Raw genomic sequence first — 283 nt, 5'->3', positions numbered from 1 at the left:
GTGCCCACCCGAAGTGCTGGCAACTAAGATCAAGGGTTGCGCTCGTTGCGGGACTTAACCCAACATCTCACGACACGAGCTGACGACAACCATGCACCACCTGTCTCCTCTGTCCCGAAGGAAAGATACATCTCTGTACCGATCAGAGGGATGTCAAGACCTGGTAAGGTTCTTCGCGTTGCTTCGAATTAAACCACATACTCCACTGCTTGTGCGGGTCCCCGTCAATTCCTTTGAGTTTCAGTCTTGCGACCGTACTCCCCAGGCGGAGTGCTTAATGTGT

At 53.0% G+C, this 283-nt stretch carries 1 rRNA gene; it reads right to left on the bottom strand.

Annotated elements, in window-relative coordinates:
* Nucleotides 1-283 (bottom strand): 16S ribosomal RNA (locus tag HP548_RS00255); the annotation flags it as partial.

Source organism: Paenibacillus taichungensis, assembly GCF_013359905.1.
Classification (GTDB): Bacteria; Bacillota; Bacilli; order Paenibacillales; family Paenibacillaceae; genus Paenibacillus; species Paenibacillus taichungensis.
Note: the sequence above shows the minus strand (reverse complement) of the source record. Positions and strands in the feature narration are given on the sequence as shown.